General features: G+C 53.7%; 17 protein-coding genes. 15 read left to right on the forward strand and 2 right to left on the reverse strand.

The window, feature by feature from the left end; genetic code table 11:
* Positions 1–341 precede the first annotated feature (341 nt).
* From R3C20_19695 to rsfS, 7 genes are all read left to right on the forward strand, one after another.
* Complete coding sequence (locus tag R3C20_19695; protein ID MEZ6042728.1) at positions 342–2144, forward strand: 30S ribosomal protein S1; 1803 nt, start codon at positions 342–344, stop codon at positions 2142–2144.
* A 394-nt stretch (positions 2145–2538) separates the two neighbouring features.
* The gene (locus tag R3C20_19700; protein ID MEZ6042729.1) at positions 2539–3777 is read left to right on the forward strand and encodes an HlyD family efflux transporter periplasmic adaptor subunit; all 1239 of its coding nucleotides are present in this window, start codon (positions 2539–2541) and stop codon (positions 3775–3777) included.
* Positions 3778–4121: 344 nt separating this feature from the next.
* Positions 4122–5174 (forward strand): response regulator, encoded by a 1053-nt coding sequence (locus R3C20_19705; GenBank protein MEZ6042730.1) that lies wholly within the window; start codon positions 4122–4124, stop codon positions 5172–5174.
* Between the two features lie 55 nt (positions 5175–5229).
* A complete protein-coding gene (locus tag R3C20_19710; GenBank protein ID MEZ6042731.1) occupies positions 5230–6177 on the forward strand; it encodes a GGDEF domain-containing protein in 948 nt (315 codons plus the stop codon).
* 213 nt (positions 6178–6390) lie between these two features.
* The gene (locus R3C20_19715; GenBank protein MEZ6042732.1) at positions 6391–6798 is read left to right on the forward strand and encodes a glycosyltransferase; all 408 of its coding nucleotides are present in this window, start codon (positions 6391–6393) and stop codon (positions 6796–6798) included.
* A complete protein-coding gene (locus R3C20_19720; GenBank protein MEZ6042733.1) occupies positions 6729–7673 on the forward strand; it encodes a glycosyltransferase family 2 protein in 945 nt (314 codons plus the stop codon). Before R3C20_19715 ends, R3C20_19720 begins: the two co-directional genes overlap by 70 nt.
* 258 nt (positions 7674–7931) lie before the next feature.
* On the forward strand, positions 7932–8459 hold the full coding sequence (rsfS, locus tag R3C20_19725; protein MEZ6042734.1) for a ribosome silencing factor: 528 nt from the start codon (positions 7932–7934) through the stop codon (positions 8457–8459).
* Positions 8460–8462: 3 nt separating this feature from the next.
* Here the strand turns inward: rsfS and R3C20_19730 are convergent, their stop codons facing one another.
* Positions 8463–11357 carry a serine hydrolase gene (locus R3C20_19730; protein ID MEZ6042735.1) on the reverse strand — a complete coding sequence of 965 codons (2895 nt, stop codon included), beginning with the start codon at positions 11355–11357 and terminating at the stop codon, positions 8463–8465.
* Between the two features lie 168 nt (positions 11358–11525).
* Here R3C20_19730 and R3C20_19735 point away from each other — a divergent pair, with 168 nt between their 5' ends.
* The 4 genes from R3C20_19735 to R3C20_19750 all read left to right on the forward strand — a co-directional run bounded on the left by R3C20_19735 (position 11526) and on the right by R3C20_19750 (position 16531).
* The gene (locus R3C20_19735; protein MEZ6042736.1) at positions 11526–13586 is read left to right on the forward strand and encodes a hypothetical protein; all 2061 of its coding nucleotides are present in this window, start codon (positions 11526–11528) and stop codon (positions 13584–13586) included.
* The gene (locus R3C20_19740; GenBank protein MEZ6042737.1) at positions 13567–14577 is read left to right on the forward strand and encodes an NADPH:quinone reductase; all 1011 of its coding nucleotides are present in this window, start codon (positions 13567–13569) and stop codon (positions 14575–14577) included. The genes R3C20_19735 and R3C20_19740 overlap by 20 nt, the downstream gene beginning before the upstream one ends.
* Before the next feature lie 354 nt (positions 14578–14931).
* Positions 14932–15576 carry a peptidoglycan recognition family protein gene (locus tag R3C20_19745; GenBank protein ID MEZ6042738.1) on the forward strand — a complete coding sequence of 215 codons (645 nt, stop codon included), beginning with the start codon at positions 14932–14934 and terminating at the stop codon, positions 15574–15576.
* A 148-nt stretch (positions 15577–15724) separates the two neighbouring features.
* Positions 15725–16531, forward strand: coding sequence for a hypothetical protein (locus R3C20_19750; GenBank protein MEZ6042739.1), 807 nt, complete (start codon positions 15725–15727; stop codon positions 16529–16531).
* A gap of 107 nt (positions 16532–16638) precedes the next feature.
* Here the strand turns inward: R3C20_19750 and R3C20_19755 are convergent, their stop codons facing one another.
* Positions 16639–17091, reverse strand: a complete 453-nt coding sequence (locus R3C20_19755) for a SpoVG family protein (GenBank protein MEZ6042740.1) — start codon at positions 17089–17091, stop codon at positions 16639–16641.
* A 498-nt stretch (positions 17092–17589) separates the two neighbouring features.
* Between R3C20_19755 and R3C20_19760 the strand changes: the two genes are divergently transcribed.
* Genes R3C20_19760 through R3C20_19775 form a run of 4 tightly spaced genes read left to right on the forward strand, consistent with a single transcriptional unit; the run spans position 17590 to position 23951 of the window.
* On the forward strand, positions 17590–18123 hold the full coding sequence (locus tag R3C20_19760; protein MEZ6042741.1) for a DUF2760 domain-containing protein: 534 nt from the start codon (positions 17590–17592) through the stop codon (positions 18121–18123).
* Positions 18124–18163: 40 nt separating this feature from the next.
* The gene (locus R3C20_19765; protein ID MEZ6042742.1) at positions 18164–19999 is read left to right on the forward strand and encodes an Hsp70 family protein; all 1836 of its coding nucleotides are present in this window, start codon (positions 18164–18166) and stop codon (positions 19997–19999) included.
* Positions 19959–22901, forward strand: coding sequence for an Hsp70 family protein (locus R3C20_19770; protein ID MEZ6042743.1), 2943 nt, complete (start codon positions 19959–19961; stop codon positions 22899–22901). Before R3C20_19765 ends, R3C20_19770 begins: the two co-directional genes overlap by 41 nt.
* A gap of 42 nt (positions 22902–22943) precedes the next feature.
* The gene (locus R3C20_19775) at positions 22944–23951 is read left to right on the forward strand and encodes a hypothetical protein (GenBank protein MEZ6042744.1); all 1008 of its coding nucleotides are present in this window, start codon (positions 22944–22946) and stop codon (positions 23949–23951) included.
* Positions 23952–23955 lie beyond the last annotated feature (4 nt).

A 23955-nucleotide genomic window follows, 5' to 3' on the forward strand; every position in this document is an offset into this window, starting at 1 on the left:
CACAAAACACATCCTTGTTTTGGCCTTCCGGCAAAACGACTGTCACGGGGCTCCTGGGGCACTTTCCCATTCGCACACACGCGAAATGTTCCCGAATGCAACGGATTGTAACGATTCAACGCAAGCAGTTTGCCGACAACGCGTTATGAAGATCGGGACTGACGGACGTTCGATTCCGGTCGGCTGGACTTTGACAAAGCTGTCAAATAACATGCCCTGTTCTGTCGGGATTCGCAAAGGATCGTCATCAAGGTGCTGACGAACGAGCCCGCGTACTCTGTTTTTTGGGTAACCAGCACTGGCAATAGCCAGAGTTTGGATACATTCAGGCGGTTTCCAGAATGGTCGATCGACATCTCCTCCGAGAATTTTCCGTTGAAGACAGCGAACTCGACGCGCTGATGGCAGCGTCGTTCCCCGAACTTTCTACCGATGAAGACGCAATTCATGGCGTCTACGATGACAAGGCTCAGGCCTACGGCATTAACGAAATCCTGACGGGAACCATCGTTCGCGTCGATAACGAAGAAGTCGTCGTTGACATCGGTTACAAGAGTGAAGGTGTCGTTCAGCGCGAAGAATGGGAAGAGGAAGATCCCGAGCCAGTCGTCGGCGAGCAAATTGAAGTTCTGCTGGAAGAATTTGAAGACTCGATCGGCCTGATCGTCCTGTCCATGCGGAAAGCCAAGCGCATCCGCGAATGGGAAACAATCATCCAGACGCATGCCGAAGGCGACATCGTCAAAGGCACGGTCATTCGCAAGATCAAGGGTGGTCTTCTCATCAATATCGGCGTCAATGTCTTCCTGCCAGCAAGCCAGGTTGACATTCGTCGCCCATCCGATATCGCTGACTACATTGGTCAGGAAATCGAATGCATGATTCTGAAGATCGACGAAGCTCGTCGAAATATTGTCGTTTCTCGCCGTCGCCTGATCGAAGAAGAACGCGAGAAAATGAAGAAGGCCCTCCTGTCCGATCTGGAGGTCGGTCAGACTCGCACGGGTACCGTCAAGAACATCGCCGACTTTGGTGCATTCGTCGATCTCGGCGGTATTGACGGGCTGTTGCACATTACCGACATGAGTTGGGGACGAATTAGCCACCCAACGGAAATGGTCAAGATCGATGACGAAATCGAAGTCATGGTCCTGAACATTGATTATGAAAAAGAAAAGATCGCACTGGGGCTGAAGCAAAAATCTGCAAGCCCATGGGCAAACATTGGCGACAAATATCCTGTCAACACCAAGGTATCTGGCGAAGTCGTCAACGTGCTTTCCTACGGTGCCTTCGTGAAACTGGAAGATGGCATTGAGGGTCTTGTTCACATCAGCGAAATGTCATGGACACGCCGTGTGAACCATCCAAGTGAGCTGGTTGCCATCGGTGACAAAGTGGAAGTCATGGTCCTGGGGATCAATCAGGACAAGCAGGAAATCTCGCTGGGTATGAAGCAAACCCAGCCAAACCCATGGGACGAAGTTGCCGCAAAGTACCCACCAGGCAGCCTGGTCAAAGGCACCGTTCGCAACCTCACCAACTACGGTGCGTTTGTTGAACTGCAGGAAGGCGTCGACGGACTTCTGCACATCAGCGACATGTCCTGGACCCGCAAGGTGTCGCATGCCAATGAGATGCTGAAGAAAGGCGACGTGCTGGAGTGTCAGATTCTTTCGGTCGATGAAGATCGGCGACGTATCGCTCTCGGACTGAAGCAACTGACAGAAGACCCATGGGAAACACGCATTCCCGAAAAATACGCCCCCGGCAGCCTTGTCACGGGCAAAGTCACGAAGATTACCAACTTCGGAGTCTTTGTTCAGCTGGAAGATGAACTCGAAGGCCTGCTCCACGTTTCCGAACTCGCCGATCACAAGGTCGACCATCCGGAAAACCTGGTCAGTGTCGGCGAAGATATCGAAGTGCGTATCCTGCGAGTAGATACAGCTGACCGTAAGATTGGGCTGAGCCGACGATCTGAAGCAGAAAAGGCTGAAGACGATGCCACCGGAACTGGCGAAGACGCTTCATCGGAAACAGCCGGTGGTGCAGCTAAGCCGCGTGAAGAACTGAAGGGGGGCATGGGTTCCTCTTCAGGACCACTGTTCAGCCTGGGCGGCGGGCAGCCTGAAGAAGAATAGGTTTCACGTCAGCTGACGGAAAACCATTGGTTTCGCAAGAGCCTTTACCCTCCACGGGGTAAAGGCTTTTTTATTTGATTCGAGCGAAAAAACGTCACTATTCGACGGATGTCCAGCACTGATACCTGCCACCAATTGACAGCCGAACAGTCACTACCGACTTCGCAACCGTCACAATCCATTCCTACCACCCTTACTGGTTTCTCCTTGGGAGAAGTTGCCAAGGGTAATCACCTGCAGCTTTGCAAATCAGCAGTTGCGACACATGTTTCCTTTGCACACCGAGTGAGCTCGATCGTCTGCGATTCGCGGCAACATCGGTATTCAAAAGTGAACACCTCCAATGAAGCAACACTGTTCGCGTCTTGCTTCATTTCCAAGCAATGGATCGATCATGAACGGCCCGTCCAATTCAACCGCATTCAATCATGAATACGCAGGACAAGTCGGAGCAGCGGAACGTGCCGCGTTTCGCTTCCACCATCGTACCGACTCACCTCAGGCAGCCACCAACCAGGTCGAAGGTTCCGGCCGTCCCCCCGAAGAGTCCGAATCTGCGGCCCTCAAACCAACACTGCAACGCCCGCGAGGTCGAATGCTAATCGCCATTCTTATGCTCGCGGCCTGTGCATCGGGTGTCCTGACAGTCTGGGACAATCTCTTTCGCTACAAGGCCTACGGTGTTGTCACCGGAAGAATCATTGACGTCGCGACTCCCATCGATGGTATTCTTGAATCTGTCCATGTGCGAGAGGGACAGGTCGTCCACCAGAATACATTGCTGGCAAAAGTCTCAGACCTTGAATACGAACAGAAACTCGAACGCATTGCTGATGAACTCAGAATCGTCGAAGCCACTCTGACGGCCGAGATGGCTCGAATCAAATGGCAGTCTCATGTCGACGAAACCGAAATGACTCGCGCCATTGCGGAGTTTCATGAAGCAACAGGCACGATCCACAAGGAACATGGCACCCTTGAGATTCTGCGTGATCAGCTCGAACGGACACGGATCGAACGAGAACAGCGTGCCACAACGGCTTCGGACTTGATCGAAAAAACAATTGAAGAGCGATCGCACGCCGAGAAACTCGAATCACTCCACGAATCACTCACGGTGCTGAAGGAACGAGCACAACGTGCGGAAGAGACGCCACGTCTTGGTACGGAGCAAATTGAACCAATTTCTGCCAAAGCAGATTCATTGCTCAATGAAATCGATCGGATCAGAGAGTGGATGGCGCAGGGAATGCTCAAGGCACCGGTCAATGGCATAGTACTTCGTCGCCATCATCCAGCCGGTGAATGTATCAAATCTCATGAGCAAATCTTCTCCGTGCTCGAAGAGGGCACGGTCGAGATCGAACTCTTCGTACATCAGGACATTTCCGACACATTCGAAGTCGGAGATCGAGTCAACCTGAACATCGAACCCTTCAAGTCCCCGGTGGAGTGCGAAGTCATTGCGATCGGAAGCGAACATCGGCGTCCACCAGAACACATTGAGATCTTCTATCGATCAAACGTCCGGCTGCTGCCCGTGAAACTCAGACCAACGGGTCCTGAAGCAAACGACGCGAGACTCCGTATCGGTGCAGTCGCAAGACTTCCTCATATCGGAGCACGCGGCTAGCAGCCTGTTGAAAAACGGGACGGGCTCGACCAGGAGACCTTAGAACACGATGGTTCCCAGTCGTCCTGCGTGTCTGTCCCGGTTTTTCAACGGACAGCTAGCCCTCTGATAAACGACCAAACACAGACTCGTCACGGTACTGCGAGCGTGACGCGAAACACTCCACGATCGCCGGCAATGGTAACCTAACGGTCCATTGCCGGTAACAACACGAATCAGTCTGTGGGGATGTACCCGAAATTCCCCGACTGTAAAAAACTCAAACCATGCATGGGCCAGGAGTTGGCATGGGCTGAGGCATTTCGCAGGGAATAAACTCCACCAAGTAGAAATTCTTCAGGGACATGAAACATTTCACATCAAACGCAACGTCGATACTTATCATCGAAACCGATCCCGTAAAGAGGGAGATGATCCAGAGAACGCTGGCCGAATCAGAAGCATCAATTGCCATTGCTTCAAGCACAACTGATGCTGTTGCCATTGCAGAATCGAGCAGCAGCCTTCGCCTGATTATCTGTCGCATGCACGGCGTAAACATCGATGGCCTGGAGCTTACAAGGTACCTGCGAGCACAGCCCCGCGACAACAAATTAACGATCCTGATTGTCGTTCCCGAGGAGTTGCTGAATCAGGCCGGCGAGGCCATCGAGGCCGGTGCCGATGATGTGCTCATAGAGCCATTTGAAGCTCGCGAATTGAGAATGCTGACGGACTTTTTTCCATCCCGAAGACACCGCCGTATCGATGCTGCCCACGCCGCGAACAACGGATGCCCGGAACCTGCGAAAGATTCTTTGAATGCAGCCCATTCTCCGGCGACAACGTCTTTCGTCCGTCCGTTTTTTGATACGCAGTCAATGAGGTACACCTTCCAGGCTTCGCCTGACCAGATTGAAGCATGGCTGACCGATGAACGTGTCACGCAAGTCACGCTCGACCGTATCATGACCTGTCCCGAATGCAATGCCGCACCAACATTTCGCTTCGGATGCAGCCATTGTGGTAGTGCAATGGTGACTCAGGACAATCTGATTCATCACTATGCCTGCGGACATGTCGGTCCGGAATCTCAGTTTGTGCATGGTCACTCTGACATTTCCTGTCCGAAATGTCGCCACAGCGGATTGGTTGCCGGTTCAGATTTTGAACTGACTGCTGGCGTCTTCAGATGCAATGACTGCACTCGCACGGTGAATGCGCTTTCTCTGATCGGACACTGTGTCTGCTGCAACCACAGATTTGATGCAAAGACAGCAACGATCGTTGATGTTCAGGGATTCTACGTCCACGGGATCCGCCCGATTCATCTGCGTACCGACTCCTCACCGGAGACCCGTCAAAACTGTGAGTCTGGAAAGGCTCAAACAACTTCACCACGTCGGGTCACGGTTTGATTGCCGGGATCGAAATCTGATTCCATCAAAGCAATCCCAGGAAGTACAAAGTCCCATGCAATACAACGAAGCAAAATTAACGGTTGGCCTCGAATCGGCCGGACGCAACTGTGTTGTCACCGCCCAGACTCGTCTCGCGGAGATTATGGAAGCAGCGCCGGATCTGGAGGACTACCTCCTCGTGGAAGATGAATGTGGCAATCCCATTGGAATTGTCGCACAGGAAGATCTCCGGTCACGATTGAAGTCTGCCACACCTTTAGAGAGACGGCGGTGGCTGGACATGCCCGTCGAATCAACTCTGAGCAACCGAATGCACATGCCGATTCCGGCAGGGTTCATCACGGGAACATCAAAAACGTCATCGCCGAACGAACTGAACCACGAATGCACGGCTATCATGCATGACAGGAAGCTTGTCGGGCTGGCAACCGATGAAGACTTCTTTATCAGCTGGCGTTCAGTGGAGGCATCGCTCAAACATGCAATGGATGACGCTATCACTCGCCTGCCGAACAGGGCGGCTTTTGATCGTCATCTTGTACTGGAATGTCGCAGAGCTAGGCAAACGGGCCATTCCGTTGCAGTGATCCTGTTTGACGTTGACCATTTCAAGGAAGTCAACGACCGATTCGGGCATGCAGCCGGAGACGCAATTCTGCGGGCGATCGCTGAAGCACTGAGATCGTCTCTGCGATCATACGATTTGGTCGCTCGATTCGGCGGAGATGAATTTGCCGCGATTTGCAGCGGATGTCGCCCCGGTGAAATTGATGAGACGCTCAAACGAATTGGCAGGAAACTGCAGGATCTACGATCAAACATCTCCTTGCCTTGCCCGTCACCCACCCTGTCGATTGGAGCATGTGTGGCTCACGACGAAAACGCACTCTCCGCTCCTGACCGCCTGCCAGAGGAAGCAGACAAGTGTTTGTATCTGGCAAAGCGAAATGGTCGCAATCAGGCTTACGCCACAGAACTGGGTGTAGAGTTCTCCTGTTAGCTGTCCGTTGAAAAACCGGGACAGGCACGCAGGACGACTGGAGACCGTCGTGTTTTAAGGTTTCCTGCCAGAGCCAGTCCCGTTTTTCAACAGGCTGTTAGATGGGGTATCCGGACATCAGGCGATGTTCTCAGAGCGTCATACATTCTTCAGCGCGGGTTGTCTCTCAGCGTTGGCATCAGAACGACCTTCAGGTTAATCGGGCTGTATCAAATGTTGATCGAATGGGCAAATTGGGTTCGCAGCTTGCGGCCGGACGAACTCGTTGTCGTTCTCGGCGTACTTCTGCTGGTCGATGCGCCACGGTATGCCTACAGTGCTGTCCTGATGGCGGTATGGGACTTGCTGAAAGGCATTTGGCGGCTCGACGTTCCGTACCATCGCTCGGAGAGTTTTGACTATTGCCCTGACGTTTGCGTCATTATTGCCGGCTACAACGAAGGGGAGACGATTGCGAAGACGATGATGTCCGTTTGGAACCGTTACCCAAAAATTGAGCTGGTGGTCATTGACGATGGCTCCACGGACAACATGTACGAAGAAGCAAGAAAATGCGCCGCAGGTCGAGATGGCATTACGGTGGTCCGGCGGGAAGAGAGAGGAGGAAATCGTCTGCGCTGAATCTGGGACTGCATTATGCCACCGCCGAAATCGTTGTCACAGTCGATGCCGACTCAATGCTTTCTGAGACGGCAATTTACGAATTACTTCAACCTCTGAAAGATCCAAAGGTCGCTGCCGTTTCCGCAACCGTTCTCGCCTGGAATCCCTTTGACAATTTGTGCTCGCTTCTACAGGCCTACGAGTATCGGCAAACAATCTTCATCAGCCGTATGGCGCGCGGAAGAATGGGGATGCTGGCAATCGTCTCGGGAGCATTCGGAGCATTTCGCACAAGCGTCCTCAAACAACTGGGTGGATGGGACGTTGGCCCCGGGGAAGATGGCGACCTGACACTTCGCATCCGGAAAGCGGGATACGAAGTTGGTGTCGCCCCCTACGCAAACTGTTTCACGAATGTGCCGACATCCTGGATTCGGTTGTTCTGGCAGCGTTGCCGATGGGATCGCACCGTCATCACATTTGAGTGCCGCAAACATGAAGACATGGGATATCCATGGCGCAATAACTTTCGATGGTCGAACTGCCTGATGATGATGGAACGGTGGTTCTTTAACGTCATCTGCGTGTACACATTCTGGTTGTACGGCGTTTGGTTATTACTGGCCTACCCCGGAAGCTGCATGAAACTGATTCCATTGCTCTACTGCTGTGGAATCTGCATCGAACTCATTCAGATGATGGTTCTCCTGTATTACTCCGACCGTCTGAAGCAGGATCTGTTGCTGGCAGCCGTATTGCCCTTCTACCCGCTCTATCAGGTCTTCATGAAAGCGGTGAACGTTTTCGCACTCACGCGGGAAATTTTTATCCGGGACTCAGGACGAAATAATTTCGTTCCTGTTCGCGTCCGCAATGCCACCTGGCGATGGTAGCCTGAAATATGCGGCCTCCTCGCCATACGGGCATGACCACGTCAAAACGGAGGTGAATCGCCCCTGATGGAGGTATGAATTGACTTCAACGGTCCGTTGGACAGTGAAAATCGCGTCAGTCTCAAAAATCGAACCTCCTGAACGCGACAGTGTCCCGCCAGATGCAGTAACCTGCTCAGTGAGAACAGAAGTTCGGATGCAGCCGCCGACTTACGGCGACCAAACTTCAAGAATTCAACGCAACTAGCCAGAATTGCCATGACGACCGATCCGGAAACACACCCTGAGGGAACTGACGAAGCGAGTCCACTCGATAACTCGCCCAACGCAGCCGCCAACGACTTCGTCGATGCAGAATCTGTACGCCAGGAAGCGGCGTCGCGGCCCAAAGAGTTGTACGAAGCCAGCCTGGCCAACGCCTGTGCCGCCGGACGGATAGCTGATGAGTTGCGAGGTCAGAATATTCTGGTACTTGATATGACAAAGTTGACATCTATCGTCGACTTCTTTGTCATTGCAACCGCCACGAGCAAGCGCCAGATGCACGCCATCGCGGATGAGGTCAATCGTAAACTGAAGCGCGAAGACGGTAACACACGCATCAGTATCGAGGGTTACCGGACCGAAGGAAACTGGGTACTGGCGGACTACGGCGATGTTGTCCTGCACGTCTTCACACCAGAAGGACGGTTGCTCTATCGTCTTGAGCAATTGTGGGCCGACGCCGTCCCCATTGACTGGCAGACAGGTAAACCAACTCAGGCCTCGTCCGAATCGGATTCATGACAATCAGTCAACAGGCCACCGAATTTCATTCGCTGCGCGATGCAAAGTTGCGTCAATTTCGCGCCCGAGATGGCCAGCCTTTGGGCTGACGCGTGTGTTCATCAACGCAACTAGTGTCAGACCATCATGCCGCCGAATCACGATCGTGGCCGTACCAGACAGTGATCCCGTGTGCCAATGATTAACTTTGTCTGTTCCCACCACACGGTTCTGCCACCCCATTGAATAGTAAACGTCTGCCGGCTTGCCATCCTTGTCAAATCCGGCAAGTCCATCAGGTCTTGAATACATCGTACGGATGCTGTCTTCTCCGAGAATTGGACACGCTTCGACGTTATCAAACGACGAAGCAAAGGCCGCCACATCTGACGCAGACGCAATCCATCCGCCATGTGAATCCATCGCTTCAAGAAACCATGCCCCATACGGCCAGGGAGTCTCCTGATCGAGATCAGCTGCAAACACAGACTTTCCAGTGCCAGGCTGATAATAACGCACCTCGTTTGCGGCCCGGTCACGGAGTCTGGTTGCCCCGATTCTCATGGAGGTCACGCCAATCGGTTTCAATACGTGCTCTTTCACATATTCTTCATAGGTCAGCCCGGTCCTGACTTCAATCACACGCCCCAGTAAACAGTAGCCGAAGTTCGAATACGCATATCGCTCACCAGGATCAAAATCGAGTGGATACGAAAACATCGCCTTGATAACGGCGGCCTGGTCGGCAGGAGGTGCAACGCCGGTCTGTTTCGCGAATTCAACCGACTTAAACATGGCATCGAATGACTGGCCACGATCCCATCCTCCACGATGCTGCAGCAAGTGCCTGATTGTGATGTCTCTCAGACGGCGATCGAACGCACTTCCCGCAGAAGTAATGTCAGACTCGTAGTCCAATACTTCAAAGACTTTGTCCTCCAGAGCCAGCTTTCCCTGCTCCACTAACTGCAGCACGGCGACGGCAGTGACTGGCTTCGAAATGCTGGCAATTCGAAACAAACTCTTCGTTGTCACCGGTTCTTTCGTTGCAACGTCAGCGAATCCGTAGCCACGCGCAAACTCAATTTTCCCGTGACGAGCGACAGCGACGGACACGCCGGGAACGCGGTGTTCTTCAATAAATGAATCGATGTGCTGGTCAAAGCCCGCAAACTGGAGATTAGAACGCGTATCGTTTCGATGAAGAGCCAGGTCCTTCATCTGATAGCCAGGCCCTCGCAAAACTCTGCCTGGCCGGGCATCCGTCTGCACACCATCTTTCAGGACAGCCTCACCATTCACGATGACATGCCGAATACCTGTCGAAAGCGCCTGCGGATTCACGAAATCAGCATGATCCCTGAGTCCGGAATAGTCAAAAACAACGACGTCAGCCGCAAGACCCGTCGCAATTCGGCCTCGGTCGAACGCAAGAATATTGTTGGCCGCCGCGGCACTTGCCTGAGCAATCGCGCGTTCCAAAGGGATCGCACCCAGGTCTCGAACATACTTGCTCAGCATCCTTGGAAACGACCCGAAGGCTCTCGGATGTGAGGCAATCCGATTTCCTCCTGCAGGTCCGACGTCGGTGCAGAATGAAACGAACGGTTGCTGCATGGCAGCAATTTTATTCGCATCCGTCATGGTTTCCGGCAGTGCGAACGCCCCAGCGCGAACGAGACTGAAGAACGTATCCCAGGGATCTTCGCCTTTAGCCGATGCGATCTCACTGACACTTAATCCATCCAGACCATCGTACTCAGCCGCATTTGTGCGACCAATGACAATCCTGGCCCAGTCCTTTCCAGCATGTCGAAACCAGTTTTCCCATCCGTCTGTTGTTTCCATTTCGTTGCGGATGGCAGCTCTCAACTCCGCATCTCCAAGTCGATTTCGCAGCGTATCATGACCTTCAGAAAAGTGGCGAGGGTGAATCAGGGCCGCTATGCCCAGCCCGTTATTCACATAAGGGTAGATGTCAGCGGTGACTTGCTGCCCGGCAGCGCGTGCCGCATTGATGCGGGCAATCGCCAGCGGCATCTTGCCCCAGTTCTGACGACCAGCAGCTTTCAGATGGAAAATATGGACGGCAGCATTACCAACCTCACCGATTTCCAGAGCTTCATCAATCGCCTCCAGCAGCTGATCCCCTTCATTCCGCATGTGGGTGTAGTAGCGCCCTCCAAACTCACCGGCAACAGACACCAACGCAGCAATCTCTTCCGTCTCCGCATAAACCGCGGGCGGGTAAATCAATGCTGTAGAAAGGCCGATCGCCCCCGCCTCCATCCCTTCCCGGACCAAAGCTTTCATCTGACTCAATTCATCGTCCGTTGGACGACGTTCGACATCGCCCAGAACAATTCGCCGCACCTGAGTATGGCCAACCGTTTGCACAACATTCACGGGCAGTCCTGCTGACTCAATCAGTCCAAAGTACTCCGCCATCGTGGAATACCCTTTTCTTGCCGCCTCAACTTCACCTAAAGGGGCAGCAGATGAACCTTCCCCGGCGTTAATTGTTGTTATTCCCTGCGACAACAGATTGATTGCCGATTTGGAATCTTCCATCATCGGCGACGCGGTCTGCCCCATCATGTCAATGAAGCCCGGTGCCACGACAAGCCCGCTTGCTTCAATGACCTCCGTTGCATCTTCCCGATTAATGCGCCCGATCTTTACGATCTTCCCGCCTCGAATTCCAACATCGGCGCGGTACCAGGGTGCTCCGGTCCCGTCAACGACCTGCCCGCCCAGAATGGCCAGATCCAGTTTCTCCGCCGATGCAGATTCAAAAGCGGATACCAGAATACCACAGAAGATGGCGTTCCAAACGACCTGACGGAAGGACGAATGAGCAACCGCCGCACACTTTTTGATCAGGCAAATGCACAGCTTTTCAAATTCACAGTCGCCCATTTGACGCTTCCCTTACTGTTCAATTCTTCAACGGACCCACGACGTATATCGCATCACAGAGAAATTGCTCATGAAAGCATGATGGTAGGATACGCTCGCTTTCGCAAGCACGTCACCATCGTGTATCGTTGCGGAATGAGTCATCCCAACTCCCGAACAACTGAAACGGTGACTGCACAACAATGGATGGTTGCAATCGTTGTCGGTTGCGCGCTCGCCGGTGGCGTCTGGAATACGCTGCTGATGGGAGGCGGGCTTGTCGGGGGCGACACCTATCCCTATTTCTTTCCTCAGAAACAGATGATGGCCGACGCCTTTCATCGTGGCGAGATACCCCTTTGGCATGATCGAACCGGCCTTGGATACCCACTGCATGCAGAAAGCCAGGCGGGCATATTCTATCCAACGAATCAGATCCTGTATCGCGTCTTCGATGTTAATCGCGCCTACAGCCTGAGTGTGATTCTTCACTATGCAGCCGCGTTTACTCTCGCGTGGAGATTCGCTCGCACCCAGACTTTGTCGAATTCGACAGCTCACCTCGCAGCCTTGATTTATGTCTACGGATGGTTTCCCGCGCGAGTTTCACTGGAATGGAGCATCATAGGCGGAGTCTGGTTTCCGGCAGCACTCTGGATGACGGACCGTTGCCTGCGTCTGAGAAACCGCCGATCCCTAATCTCACTTGCCGTTGTGCTGGCCATTCATTTACTTGCCGGGCACTTCGCACTTGCATTCGTGACCCAATTGACCTGCTGCGTTTACGCCCTGATCCGAACAATATCAACCCCAACGCCTCATCCCGGAAAGCGATTGCCCTCAGCTGCAGGATCCGTCGCAGGCGTGGTCACGGCCATCTTGCTGGCGCTGCTGATTTCCTCAGTACAGCTGCTACCGACAATAGAGCTCAAACGCATGAGCCAGCGCGAAGGAACAAACGAGGCTTTTGATCCGGCCTATGGCCATATGCCGCCCCTTTATATGACCCAACTCTTCGCATCGTGGTGGTACTGGCACACGCCTGAAATGGTGTTGAGTCGCGCGATTACGAATAACAGTCCGCTGAGCATTTCTTCTGCCACAAATCAGGTAGAAGCTCATCTGTATTTCGGGTTAATTCCATTTAGTCTGCTTTTGTGCCTGATTAACCCCGCAATTCGAGCGAGAGTTCCTCGAAATCAAATACTGACCTGGTGTGCATTACTTTTCTTGTCGCTGATCTACTCCACCGGATGGCTGGTCATTCTGACGAAATATCTGCCGGGGTTTGGATTCTTCATGGGCCCCGCAAGATACTCAATCGTTGCCGCGCTCGCAGGCGGCATCCTGTCCGCATCGGTGCTCGACACACTGGTCAGGAGAAGATCACCGGCCGCACGTCTTGCAGTCATCTCCATCATCGGAGCGGTGACGCTGGCTGACGTTTTGAAATCATCAGAAGCACCTGTGCGAGATGCTGTTCAGATTGAGGATGCCCCGTACAACTCAATTGAACAAAGCTGGATTCGCGATTTCATTGCGTCCAATGGCGAAGCATACGTTCGGCTGCTGGCCCCCGGGCCGAACGTTGCAAATCTGTTCGGGACAAGCTGCATCCCACAATACCTGGGAATTGGTCCCGCTGATTACTACACCGACGAAAAGACCTATCGCACCCAACCTGAATCGGGGACGTCTGCCGTCTTTCCAACCGACGAAGAACTGTCACGTCTCGAACTTCGCGGCGTAACGCATATCCTCACGACAGAATCAATCGCAGTACCGCACAGCGGCATCGAACTGCTGAACGCCGCGCCAGATGCTTTTCTGAATCGCGTCTGGGGACGAGGAATGGCGCCAGTTTACCTTTACAGGATCCGCCGCCAACCGAGTCGAATTACGACAGATCCACCTGAATCCTCCGTCGAACACAAGTGGATCAGCAGAACCCCGCAGAAAGCAGTTTTCGAATGCCGGGTTAATCAGTCATGCAGTGTCCAGTTGCTTGAATTGATGTATCCTGGCTGGAAGGTTTACGTTGACGACATCAAAGCGGAAGCTGACCAACCAAATGGATTTCGTCGGTCGGTTCGCATTGAACCAGGCACTCACAGGATTGAATGGCGGTTCGAATCAGCATCATTCACCACCGGCTGCCTGTTGAGTACTTTGGGATTGATGATCGCCATCGCAATGGGGTACCGGGATCACCAGAACACAGGAGTTTCTCTTGAAAGCCGCATACATTAATCAAACTGGACCGGCCTCTGTCATCCGGATTGGAGACTTACCAGAACCCCGGATTCAGGCAGGACAGGTATTGGTCCGCGTTGAAAGTGTCTCTGTCAATCCAATCGATATTTACATTCGAAGCGGAGCAGTCAAAGCAGAATTGCCCGATCCATATATCATCGGATGCGATCTTTGCGGCGTCATCGAAGCCGTCGGCGAAGGGACTTCCCGGTTCAAAGTGGGTGATCGAGTCTGGGGCAGCAATCAGGGATTATCCGGCCGACAAGGAACATCCGCCGAATTCTGCGCGGTGGAAGAAAAATGGCTGTATCCCCTGCCCACAAATGTGAATGCAGCCACCGCAGCAGCCGGTGCGCTGGTCGGAATTACTGCACATTTGGGACTGTTTCTTCATGCCGGTTTGACAAGCGGTGAAGTCCTTTTTGTCAACGGCGGAACCGGGGGAGTCGGATCATCGGTCGTGCAGTTTGCCAAAGCTGCAGGTGCAACGGTAATTACCACCGCGGGTTCCGCTCATAAAGCTGAGGAGTGTCTGTCCATCGGCGCCGACCACGTGATTCAGTATCAAACAGAGAATGTCGCTGCGCGGCTGGCGGATATCACGCAGACAACGGGACCAATCAACGTTTGGTTCGAAACACTAAGGAACCCATCGCTGGATCTGGCCGTCTCATGCATGGCCAAAAGAGGACGCATCATTCTGATGGCCGGACGCGATGCCCGACCGGAATTCCCCGTCGGCCCGTTCTATGTCAAAGACCTGAGAATGATGGGGTTCGCCATGTTTAATGCGTCACCCGAAGAACAGCAACTGGCCGCCATGGAGATCAATCAATGGATGTCCGCAGGCAAATTTATTCCGCGAATCAGTCGAATCCTGAGCCTCAGTCGCGCGGCAGACGCGCATGAGTTGCAGGAAGCGAATACGCTGCACGGCGCGGGCACGCTCGCTGGCAAAATCGTTCTGAACATTACAGACGAACAATGACTCACTCAGCCGGCAAACGCTCTCCACACCCGGTCGTCCATTGCGCTGGAAAACCGGAGCATTTCTGACGGATGACTCCCGGAAAACGCCAAAGTCACTGAGATTGTGACGATTGGGAGGACCGGGGTGAATGCGTACGGCATTCATGCTCAGAGAGTGCCGTCAAAGTCAGCGCAAACCGCGCCGTCTCAATCGGATTCGGGTTGCCACTATGTCGCCGGAATGCCTCAAAAGAACAGGACGTTGACACGTTTTCGAAGCACAGGTAGAGTCGATGCACAGCCGTTTCAGTTGTGTGCCAGACTGAATGAATGGTGGCTGAAACTGAAGTGCAGACAAAGTGTGAACGGAACCATGACAACCAAAAATCAGGGCGTCGCAATCCCTTCATATTCTATCTGCCCTGAGGGTTTCATTCACAGCCGCAGTTGGACGGCCCTCAAATGGACGGCCGTACTTCTGCTCACGACGCTGGCCGGAATTCAGGCTGTGTCCGCTTCAGACGGTGGGACGGAAGCGGACTGGAAACCATCTGTTAGCTCGGCCCAATGGAATTACATTGTCATTCATCATTCTGCAACGACGTCAGGTTCAGTGGAGTCCATTCATGAAAACCACCGACGCCGCAGGGACGCGATGGGAAACCCATGGCTCGGCATCGGGTACCACTTTGTCATCGGAAACGGAAATGGAATGCCGGATGGCCACATCGCTCCCACGTTTCGCTGGCAGGAACAGATACACGGAGCCCATTCGGGAAATGCAGAATTCAACATGCGTGGAATCGGAATTTGCCTGATTGGTCACTTTGAGGAAAACCAGCCAACCGCTCTGCAGCTTTCGTCAGCAAAGCGGCTGATTAAGACATTGAGTATCCGCTACAACATCGGCGGATCACAGATCGTTGGACACTCCGCAGTCCGAGCAACCTCCTGTCCGGGGAAACTATTTCCGATGCAGGAAATGCGAGAATCTGCGGCCAGGAAGAATCACGGATGATGGAGTCTGACTCCAGGATTGTTTTGGAAAAATCGTTTCGTTCCTCCCCTCACAGAACGCCGTCGTTTGAATTCTGAACCGGATTATCCGGGCGAACCTGCCAGCGTTCCTGAACTCGCAAACCGTCAATTCACGGAAGTCACAAGTTATGTTTAATCGCGTCCGCAGCTTCTCACACGCAACCACGGATTCGTCGTTGTATGGTCCCGAGTTTGACGCCGCGCAGCTACCAGTTGAATTGCGCGAGATGTACGAGAACTGGGCGCAGTCAGAAGATGCCGGCGCGTTTATGAATGACGCTGTGGCAGAATCGGACTGGCCAATCACAATCTTCGTTCCCCAGCGTTATGAAGAATGTTACGCCTACCCATTGATCATCTGGCTCCACAGCGACGATACAGACGAAGATCAGCTTGAAGACGTCATGGAAGCCATCAGCCCGCAGAATTACGTCGGCTTGTCACTGCGTGGAAATCATTTCGAACGGCGAACCGGTGGTTATCGCTGGAATATGGAATCAGCCCATTTTGGAAATGTGCCACTTCCTGAACTGCTGCATGTCACGACGTGTCGAATGCGAAAGGCATTTCATATCCACAGCGAACGAATCTTTCTGGCAGGCTCCGGCAGTGGTGCTGATGCCGCGCTTCAATTGCTGGTGCACAAGTCCGAATGGTTTGCGGGAGCGATCCTTCTGGACCCTATCGGAAAGCCGGATTCAATTCGCGGCGAACGATTGACCGGGATTTGCAGCAAGGCCATCCTTCAAACACAGTCCCGCGCAGCGAACCCGGAACAACTTGCAAGGAACCTCGAGGCTGTTCGGTTGCTCCGATCCGCGGGCGCTCGTGTCAAAGTCGAACTGACCGATACTGCCATCGACCCAACGGGCGACAATATGCGGTTCCTGGACCACTGGATCATGAATCAATTGAACGGAACTGCGCTGGTCTGAACACTCGCAGCATTTCGCAGGAGACAGCGGGGACGTGACAATGTCGCGTCCCCGTTTCGTTCCATTCAGGTTTGGTTCCATTCAGCATCGCACCATCGTGCGGAGACTCAATTTACCTTTGAGTTTTGATGGGCACCGCGGACGGAATCATCAAAATCATCGTAGCGACAAACATAGCCTGGCCTGGCCGCCAGTTCTCTTTCTTCTTCGAAGGCGGCCAGCACTGCTGTTTCAATTCGATCGCGGCATTGAGCGTTGATCGGATGGGCGATGTCAGCAAAAAGACGAGGCTTTGCGCCGTCCTGCCTGTGGTGACTTGTTTCGGGGAGGCGCGTCCCACAGTGGGAACAATGACGTGCCTTCACGTCGTTCTTTGCTGAACAACGGTTACATTTCTCCATCAACTTCCGGCTTGGCATCGCCACAAAATGCCCGCGCTGCCCCTCAATGATTTTGAGGTCGCGAACCACGAATTCTGAGTCGAAGGTCACGGAGCAGAATGCACGCAAACGATCGTCGAGATCAGTGACCAGCTTTATGCGTACCTCAGTAATTTCCACTTCAATCCCCTACCTGCACTGCAACAACGACTCTTACGTGTAACCAGCCTCAGTGAACCATTACACATGATCGACCAATACAGCCTGAATTTGAGGTGCTTTCCATTGGAAAACTCGCCCCTCACACCAGGCACATCCCAAACACCGTAATGGCCCACTTAAACATCCGCCAAAGCCACGACGGTTTCGATGAGGCTCATCACCCCAACTCCGAAATCCCGAGAGCATCGCAGTTTCTACAACATCTCCCACTCTTTCGAATGTTGATAATGCGTAAGGGCGGGAAATCCCCACCATGTTAGCCAATCACATCTCAATTCTGCGACTTGACTTTGTTGCATTGCCATCACCTTCCTGGAAGCAACAACAATACCCATCTCTGGAATGGGCGACTTCGCACACTATCAATTCTTTCACAGACATGATTCTGATGATATTCCGCAGTATAATCCCCGTCTAATCTCGATCACCAGCTTCAAAATTCAGGTCTCGAACTCCATGGGTAGATTCTCACTTGCATGGCGCATCCTTACAAATGCGGCCTTTTCTGATAACGTAACACAGCTGCTCTCAGCAGCTCCGACAACGAAACCGACCGCTGAAATACCAGAAAAACCAGCGATTCCGGTGCCTCCGAAACCCGCTCGCAGTGAAGCAATCTCGCTTTTGGCTGCGTTACAGCGAGAAGGCCGATTCCTGGATTTCCTGCAGGAACCACTCGAACAGTATACTGACGCGCAGGTAGGCGCAGCTGTTCGTGACATTCATCGAGACTGCAAGGCAGTTCTCGAACGTCAGTTCGCTCTGCGACCAGTTGTTCAGGAAAATGAGGGTGAAAAAGTTGATCTCGGAGCAAACCCTGATCCCGGTATGTACAAATTGAGTGGATCCATCAGCGAACAGGGTGTGACAAGAGGAACGCTTGTCCATCATGGTTGGGTTGCCACAAGATGTGAAGTGCCCGTCTGGAATGGCTCTCCGGAAACATCCAGCATTGTTGCCCCCGCCGAAATCGAACTCGATCGCGTCTAACTGTCTATGGCTGTCAAGTCAGCAGAAACCCGGCCTTCAAATGACCAGTGAATTTGCAATTGGAATTGACCTTGGAACCACGAATTGTGTGCTCGCCTATACACCTCTGGATTCAGAGGACTCCGGCACTCGTTTGCTTCCGTTTCCGCAAGTGACAGCACCGCAAACGACTGAAGCGAGGACGTCGTTGCCTTCGTTTCTTTATCTCGCGACACAGCCAGAAGCGGAACACAAGGCATTTTCGTTGCCATGGTCTGACTCCTCGACCTTCGCAGTGGGAGCGGTTGCCAGGGATCTATCGGCGCAGTTTCCTGATCGCACCGTAGCGGCAGCAAAGTCGTGGCTATGCCACAGCAAGGTAGACCGGCATCAGGCGTTGCTTCCGTGGAACGCACCTGCTGACGTTCCCAAAATCTCACCGGTGGTGGCTGCCCAGCGTTATCTCGAACATATTGTCTCGTCCTGGAACCAGCAGTTTCCCGGGCAACGGCTGGCAGCCCAGAAGGTTGTCCTGACTGTTCCGGCATCTTTCGATGCCAGTGCAAGAGAATTAACTCGCGAAGCAGCCGTCGCGGCCGGGCTCCCTAAAGACCTGGTTCTGCTCGAAGAACCACAGGCAGCCATGTACGCATGGCTGAATTCTGTTGGGGACAAGTGGAGGAAGCAGGTTTCTCTGGGAGACCGTATCCTTGTCTGCGATATCGGTGGAGGCACAACGGACCTGACACTGGTTGAAGTAGCGGAAGAAGAAGGGGATCTTCAGCTCAGGAGGATTGCCGTCGGGAGCCACCTGCTTGTTGGTGGCGACAACATGGATCTCGCACTTGCGTTCCGGGTCGCAGCATTGTTTGCCGAGAAGGGAGTCAACCTTGACCCATGGCAGTCCATTTCACTCTGGCACTCATGCCGAAATGCCAAGGAAGCACTTCTTGCATCAGATGGCCCGGAGACCCACACGATATCGATTCCCGGGCGAAGCAGCCGACTCATCGGGGGCCTGGTTTCTGTTGAGGTCTCTCGAAAAGAAGCAGCAGAACTGCTGCTGGCCGGCTTTTTTCCGTCGTGCCAGATGACGGATAAGCCTGTCCGACAACGGACATCAGGATTCCAGGAGATCGGACTGCCTTACGAATCAGACACGGCCGTCACGCGCCACATGGCTGCGTTTCTGCAACAACACTGTGCTGACAGTCCCGTCACGCACATCATCTTCAACGGTGGCGTTTTCAAGTCAGAACAACTTCGATCCGCGATCGTTAATCAACTGCATTCCTGGTTTCCCAAACGACCGCCGCACGTCATTGAAGGATCAGAGGACCTTGACAACGCAGTCAGTCGTGGAGCCTGTTTTTTTGGGTGGAGCCGGGCGAACGGTGGTATTCGAATCCGCGGTGGGACGGCTCGCTCCTACTACGTTGGTATTGAGACGGCAGGACTCGCGATCCCCGGAGCACCACGACCGCTGAAAGCCCTCTGCGTCGTCCCCCACGGAATGGAAGAGGGAACGGAAATTGATGTTCCATCGGGGGCCATTGGATTGATCGTGGGCGAACCAGCTCGGTTCCGTTTTTTCAGTTCGGCCACCCGATGTGCGGATGCACCGGGCAATCAGCTGGATCGATGGAACGCGGATGAAATGACAGAGACCGACTCCATGGAAGCTACCCTGCCAGCCGACCCGGATTCGCCGGATGAGTATATCCCCGTCCGTTTTCAGTCGAGGATTACCGAACTGGGTATCCTTGAACTCTGGTGCGTGAATGACGAAACAGGCCGGCAATGGAAACTGGAATTCAGCGTGCGAGACGACGCAGAATCCACTACGGCCTCATCCGGTGAACTCACGGAAGTATCTCGATCATCCAACGGTTCGTGAGGGCGCAGGCACGTTGACCACGGCTTTAAACGATACAGATCTCGTGACCCCGAATGCCGCAATGGACGATGAGCAATCACCGCCGCGTTACGTTGTTGGAATCGATCTGGGAACGACAAACTCAGCCATGTGCTGTATTGACACCCACCGGGATGACTGGCAGATCGAGTGTTTTGCCGTCACGCAGGCCATTGCACAGGGTGAATCGGAGAAACGGGAGACTCTCCCGTCATTTCATTACGAACCAACGGCCGATGAGTTAAAGGCCGGTACCTGCGAACTGCCCTGGCAACAGGAACACTCGTATTGCGTCGGCGTATTTGCGCGAGATAACGGCCGCAGCACTCCCGGCCGCATGGTGGAATCAGCCAAGTCATGGTTGTGCCATGCGGGTGTCGATCGGCGGGCAGCATTGCTTCCCTGGCATCCTGCTGAAGACGTCGAACGACTCTCACCAGTGCAGGTAAGCAGCCGTTTTCTGCGGCATTTGCGCGAAGCGTGGGATCACTCACATCCGCAATACCCTCTTTCAAAGCAGGATGTCGTCCTCACAATTCCAGCCTCGTTTGACGAAGTCGCCAGAGAACTGACTGTTACAGCTGCTCGGGAGGCCGGACTGCCTCGAATTTTCCTGATCGAAGAGCCGCAAGCCGCCTTCTACTCCTGGGTTGACGCCCATCGCGAAACGTGGGAACAGATTGTCTCACCCGGTCAAAAGATTCTTGTCTGTGATATCGGAGGAGGGACCAGCGACTTCAGCCTCATTCATGTTCGTTCGGGTGAAAACGGTAAGCTGCAATTCCATCGCGTCGCAGTGGGTGACCATTTGCTGCTTGGCGGAGACAACCTTGATCTCGCACTGGCGCATTACATCGAACAAAAACTGGCAGACGAAGGAAAACTGGGCGGTGAAAATAAACTCAGTCCGCGCCAGTGGAGTACTCTGATCTCCGCGTGCCGTCATGCCAAAGAAACGCTGCTGGATTTTCAGGCTCCGGAATCCTACACGGTGGTTCTGCCAGGTAGCGGATCGAAACTGATTGGAGGCAGCCTTCAAACCGATGTCACCCAGCAGGAACTGCACAATCTGTTTGTCGAAGGATTTCTGCCGGAAGTCGAGCTGACCGACAAGCCTGCAAAAAGACAGTCGGGCTTTCAGGAGTTTGGACTTCCCTACGCTCCAGATCCGGCGATGACAAAGTACCTGGCACACTTTCTGAACTCGCATCACCAAACGTCCGGATCCAGTTCGATTGACGAGGATCCACTGATAGCCGCACGACCTGACGTTGTGCTGTTCAATGGTGGATTCTTCGCGTCTCCCATTTTGCGAAGCCGATTGATCAACTGCCTGCAACGCTGGTTTGCCAACACTTCAGTATCGGACAAACCGTGGTCGCCTTTGGTTCTCAAGAATGATCGACTGGATCTGGCCGTTGCTCGGGGAGCGGCTTACTTTGGCATGGTCCGTCGCGGAATCGGTATTCGGATCGTCGCCGGGCTCGCGCGCAGTTACTACATCGGAGTCGAAAAAGCCGATGGTTCACCAGCGGCCATGTGCCTGATTGCAGCCGGCACGGAACCCGGGGCCGAGCCAACTGTCCTGGATCAGCATTTTCGAGTGCGTACGTCGGAACCCGTGGAATTCCCGATTTACGTCTCCGGAACCCGGCTGACGGATCAACCCGGACAATTGCTGGCAATTGATCCCGAACAGTTGACCCCGCTTCCTCCAATCCGGACCGTCCTGACGAGCAGAAGCTCCGAAGACAATACAATTGACGCTCGTGTATCGGTTCGACTCAACGAAATCGGCACTCTGGAAATGTGGTGTCAGCAGGTCGACAGCACGCGACGCTGGCAACTTCAGTTCGATGTTCGATCGGCGACGGAGACCGACCGCGAAGCACATACGGGAATTGCAGAGCGAACCGGAATCGTTGACGATTCCATCATCCGAACCGCAGAAGCATTGATTGAATCGACCTTCGCAGACGAATCCACTGCGTCACCGGATCGGATTGCAAAACAAATCGCGGCTGAACTTCAAATCAGCCGAAACGACTGGCCACCATCTCTTCTGCGGGGAATGTGGCCCGCACTGATGGCATCAGAATCTGCTCGTCGCAGGAGCCCCAAACATGAATGTCGCTGGCTGAATCTAACAGGATTCTGCTTGCGGCCCGGTTTTGGGATGGCCGCGGATGACTGGCGCGTCGAGGAAACCTGGAAAACACTGCGGGGAAAGCTTGCTCACTCCGGATCAGCAAATCTGACGGAATGGCGGATCCTTTGCCGACGCGTGGCTGGCGGTCTGAACGCAGGACGACAGAACCAACTCGCCGCACCGTTGCTGTCTGCGATCCGGCAAAAACATCGGCAAATGATGACAGGACGCGGTAAAGCGACTGATTACGCATCCAGTACGCATGAAGCAGCCGAGATTTGGCGTCTACTGGGTTCACTGGAACGAATCAGCAGCTCTGTACGAGCGGAACTCGGTGGCATCATCATCGATCTTTTGCCGCGGGCGGTCGTTCAGCCGATTAGGCCATCGATGTTGTGGGCACTCGGCCGACTGGGAGCACGCATCCCCATTTACGGCCCACTGAACCTTGTCCTGCCAGCTCAAACAATAGTTCCCTGGATCGAGCATCTCCTGCGCAATGAAGATCTGACGGATTCAGTCACACAGCTGGCCCTCATGCAGCTGGGCCGAAGAACCGATGACCGATACCGAGATATCAGTGCCGCCATGCGAGATCGGGTCGTCGCTGCGCTCAGTCAGGCTGGTGCAAAGCCGCACATCATTGAACTCGTGACAAATGTCGGCCAGCTCGAACAGGAAGAAGCGAACCAGATCTTCGGCGAATCACTGCCTGCCGGACTTCGAATCGGATAGGACTCAGACACGCATGCTCCGTTCAGGCCAAAGGAATTCGTCATGAATTGGTTTGAAACGCTGACCGGTGTTCGTGAAGAATCGCCCGAACAAGTCCGACGCAGTTTTCGGATTGAAGGCAATCGTTTGACGTCTCTTGCGAATGGCCAGTCATGGCAATTTGGCAACCTTGAAACGCCTTCACTGGAAGAACTGCGTACCCGGGCTGCGTCTATTGCCTCTGCGGGAAACCTGTCGCTGCGCGAAATTGTGGCCGACGTGCAACAGCTGCACTGTCAACCCAGGAATAGCGGTGCATTGTTTCAGGTCGCATCGCAATTCAATTTACTGGAAATGGTTTCTCCGGAAAACACTCCGGAAATGGGGATCGGCATCTACGAACGTGATTTTACACAAGGCCCCGCCTGTGCGATGGCCGCGGGAGCCGGCACGATCTATCGCAACTACTTCGTTCGCGTGAACGACCAGACGGGGCAGTCAGCAAACCTCCAGATCGATTGTGTTGCCGACCTTGGGCGGGCTTTGGGAAATACGGGCCACTCTCTCTGGAAGATGAAGAATGGCTACCTGCTTCCCACCAAAGAGGGCCTGCAGTTGATTTCGGAAAGACTTTCCAAAGCAGACGAAGAAGAACGGCGGCAGCTGCGGGGGTACTTACGAATCGGCGTGCAGTGGTCAACCGAAGTGACCCAAACTTTGCAGTCTCCATCGGAGCCTCAAATTGTCACCCAGGCCTACTGCTCAGCCCTGCCGGTCGCCTACTCTTCTCTTCGGGCCCAACAATGGGAACCATTTGCAAGACTCATCCTGGAAGCGGCTTATGAGGCCACATTGGCGGCCGCGATCCTTAACCAAAATCAAACGGGCAATTCCAGCGTCTACCTGACATTGTTGGGTGGAGGAGCATTCGGAAACGAACAGTCCTGGATTTCCGACGCCATTCTGCGAGCCGTACGCATGTACTGTCGAAATGACCTGGACATCGCTATCGTGAGTTATGGCAGCCCCAACCCAGCTGCCCAACGATTGCTGCGCGACGCAACCGATTAAGTCA

The organism is Planctomycetaceae bacterium (genome assembly GCA_041398825.1).
Lineage (GTDB): Bacteria > Planctomycetota > Planctomycetia > Planctomycetales > Planctomycetaceae > F1-80-MAGs062.

Bases quoted from the DNA above. Each gene is read 5' to 3' on its own strand.
- R3C20_19730 (MEZ6042735.1), bottom strand. From the start codon at position 11,357: ATGGGCGACTGTGAATTTGAAAAGCTGTGCATTTGCCTGATCAAAAAG.
- R3C20_19715 (MEZ6042732.1), top strand. From the start codon at position 6,391: ATGTTGATCGAATGGGCAAATTGGGTTCGCAGCTTGCGGCCGGACGAA.
- R3C20_19700 (MEZ6042729.1), top strand. From the start codon at position 2,539: ATGAACGGCCCGTCCAATTCAACCGCATTCAATCATGAATACGCAGGA.
- R3C20_19760 (MEZ6042741.1), top strand. From the start codon at position 17,590: ATGGGTAGATTCTCACTTGCATGGCGCATCCTTACAAATGCGGCCTTT.
- R3C20_19705 (MEZ6042730.1), top strand. From the start codon at position 4,122: ATGAAACATTTCACATCAAACGCAACGTCGATACTTATCATCGAAACC.
- R3C20_19710 (MEZ6042731.1), top strand. From the start codon at position 5,230: ATGCAATACAACGAAGCAAAATTAACGGTTGGCCTCGAATCGGCCGGA.
- rsfS (MEZ6042734.1), top strand. From the start codon at position 7,932: ATGACGACCGATCCGGAAACACACCCTGAGGGAACTGACGAAGCGAGT.
- R3C20_19720 (MEZ6042733.1), top strand. From the start codon at position 6,729: ATGCGCCGCAGGTCGAGATGGCATTACGGTGGTCCGGCGGGAAGAGAG.
- R3C20_19775 (MEZ6042744.1), top strand. From the start codon at position 22,944: ATGAATTGGTTTGAAACGCTGACCGGTGTTCGTGAAGAATCGCCCGAA.
- R3C20_19750 (MEZ6042739.1), top strand. From the start codon at position 15,725: ATGTTTAATCGCGTCCGCAGCTTCTCACACGCAACCACGGATTCGTCG.
- R3C20_19765 (MEZ6042742.1), top strand. From the start codon at position 18,164: ATGACCAGTGAATTTGCAATTGGAATTGACCTTGGAACCACGAATTGT.
- R3C20_19695 (MEZ6042728.1), top strand. From the start codon at position 342: ATGGTCGATCGACATCTCCTCCGAGAATTTTCCGTTGAAGACAGCGAA.
- R3C20_19745 (MEZ6042738.1), top strand. From the start codon at position 14,932: ATGACAACCAAAAATCAGGGCGTCGCAATCCCTTCATATTCTATCTGC.